The following is a 2,511-nucleotide window of genomic DNA, read 5'->3' on the forward strand; positions in this document are numbered from 1 at the left end:
TGCTCGACGGCGGCGGCCAGCGCCGGGTCGGGCGCGCTGACCGCGTTGGGGACCACCACGACGTCGGCGCCCGCACCGCCCGCCCAGGCGATCGCCTCGGCGAGCCGACCGACCCCGGCGGACTCCTTCGACCCGCCGGGCTGCTCGGAGCCGTCGGCCACGTACCAGCGCACCGGCAGCACCTGCGCCTGCGGCGCGACCCCGACGAGGCCGGAGCCGTCGACGCGCCGACCCGCGACGACGGTGGCGAGCACGGTGCCCTCGTCGACGGTGGTGGTGCGGCCGGTCGGGTCGGTGTCACCGGGGACGAACGAGCGGCCGGGCACCACGGCGCCGTCGAGGTGGGCGTTCGCGGCGTCGACACCCGCGTGCACGACGGCGACGGTGACGCCCTGCCCGAGCGAGCCCCGGTCCCACGCGTCGGCCACCGACATCGCCGCGAGCGCCGACGGCGTGCGGGTGACGAAGGCGTCGACGTCGTCGTCGCACCGCGGCTCCGGGGCCGGGGTCGAGGAGGCCGCCACGGGTGCGGCGCCGACCGGCAGCAGCACCGCGGCCGCGACGAGCACCGCAGCCGCGCGGCTGCGCATCAGCCGTCCTCCGCGACGACCTCGGCCGCCTCGACGCTGAGCGCCGGCCCGTCGCCCAGCGCCCCGACCCAGGCGAGCGGCACCAGCGTCGGCGCGACCGTACGGTAGCCGAGGCGCGCGGCGACCTCGTCCGCACCCGGGTCGAGGGCGTAGCGGGTGCCGGTGGCGTCGACGAGGTAGAGCGTGCCGGCGCTGCTGGACCCGCTGACCGCGCGGACGAGCGCGCCGCTGCCGCGGTCGACGCGCACGCCCGTCGTGCCGTCCGGGACGGCCTGCTCGCCCGGGGTGGCGAGCTCGACGACCGGCGGGGCGTCCGGCTCGGCCGTGAGCAGCGCGCAGGTGGCCGGGCCCTCGAACGGCTCGGGGACGACCGCGGGCCAGCTCGCCGGGTACGGCGCCGGCGCGGTCGGGATCCCGGCGATCTCGGCCTGGGTCGCCGCGACCGGCGCCGTGGCCGAGACGACCTGCCGCAGCTGCCACGCCACGTCGGTGAGCTCGGCCAGCCCGTCGGCGGTGAGCAGGTAGCGCCGGGCCGACGTGCCGGCGCCCACCTCGTAGACGGTGCCGACCGGCGACCCGTCGGCCCCGGCGCCGTCGTAGGCCGCGCCGTCACCGGCGACGCCGAGGGGGGCGAGCGGGTCGAGCTCGGGGAACAGGTCGAGCCAGGACCCCGGGACGGGCACGGGCGTGACGCCGTCGAGCCCGAGCGGTCGCAGCACCGCGGTGGCGTCGGCGGCGGGCACCAGGTACCGGCCCTGCGCCCACAGCACCCAGGTCTGGCCGTTCACCGTGACCACCTGCGCCACGCCGTCGCCGGTCGCGATGACGTCGGGGTCGCGCGCGAGCCGCAGCAGGGTGCGCTGCTCGCCGTCGAGGCACGAGGTCCACCCCGAGCCCACCAGGGCGTCGGCCCCGGGCAGGGTGTCGGGTGCGCCGTCGATGCCCACCGTCTCGCCGATGCGCTTGTCGGCCAGCTCCGACGACGGGACGAGCAGCACCTCGAAGTCGCCCTCCGGCAGCAGCAGCCGGGCCGAGGCGGCGTTGAGCACCGGGTGCAGCACGCCGTCGCCCAGCACCACGTACCGGGCCGCGGTGTCCTTGCTGACGATGAGCTTGTCCTGGTCCCAGTCTTCGCGCAGGCCGGGTCGCAGGTAGCCGACCACGACGGCGCCGAGCATCACGAGCACGGCGAGGACGGCGCCCGCGACCACCGCGCGGCCCGGCTTCGCCGGCTCGACCTCGCGACCGCCGGGCGCCCCGGACAGGAACGCGGTGACCAGGCGGCGGCGGTTGTAGGAGTGCGCCTCGACCAGCTCGCGCTTGGACGCCACCGGTCAGCCGCCGGTGCCGGGGAGGAAGCCGAGGGCCGCCACGACCAGCGGCAGCAGGCTCACCAGCGCGACGCCCTCGACCAGGTCGCCGAGCCGGGCGAGCCGCACGCTCGGGGTGCGCGGCAGCGCGGCGACCACCAGCAGCACGCCGGCCACGGCGACCAGCACGGCGGCCAGGACGGTGCGCCAGCCCGGGTGCAGCACGAGCGCCGACGCCACCGCCGCCAGCAGCGCGAGGGTGGCGCCGGCGAAGCCGGTGAGCACCTCGACCCGGGCCCGGTACTGGCGGGTCCGCAGCGCGAGCGCCGCGGCCGACACCACCACGACGGCGAAGCCGAAGACGCCGAGACCCACCAGCTGCCAGGTCGACACCAGCAGCACGAGCACGACGGTGACGGTCAGCGACACCAGCAGGGTGCGACCGAGCCGCACCTGCCGGTCGACGTCGCCGCGGTCGAGCGGGACGGGGTCGGCGAGCAGGTCGCCGTCGCTGCGGGGCTGCGGCACCTGCAGCGAGGTCGTGGCGACCGCGGCCCACGGCACCACGGCACCGGCGACGACGGCGAGGGCGGCGCCGACCGCCGCGGCCG

2 protein-coding genes and 1 pseudogene are annotated in these 2,511 nt (G+C 78.0%); all 3 read right to left on the reverse strand.

The features are described 5' to 3' along the window. On the reverse strand, positions 1-590 hold a 590-nt coding region (locus tag ACYVKY_RS07550; protein WP_460434361.1), incomplete at its 3' end, for a S8 family serine peptidase. Further along, positions 590-1,921, reverse strand: coding sequence for a type VII secretion protein EccB (gene eccB / locus ACYVKY_RS07555; RefSeq protein WP_460434362.1), 1,332 nt, complete (start codon positions 1,919-1,921; stop codon positions 590-592). The genes ACYVKY_RS07550 and eccB, both read right to left, overlap by 1 nt. A gap of 3 nt (positions 1,922-1,924) precedes the next feature. Continuing rightward, positions 1,925-2,511: pseudogene (locus ACYVKY_RS07560) on the reverse strand (type VII secretion integral membrane protein EccD); the annotation flags it as partial.

It is taken from the genome of Angustibacter speluncae, assembly GCF_054777815.1.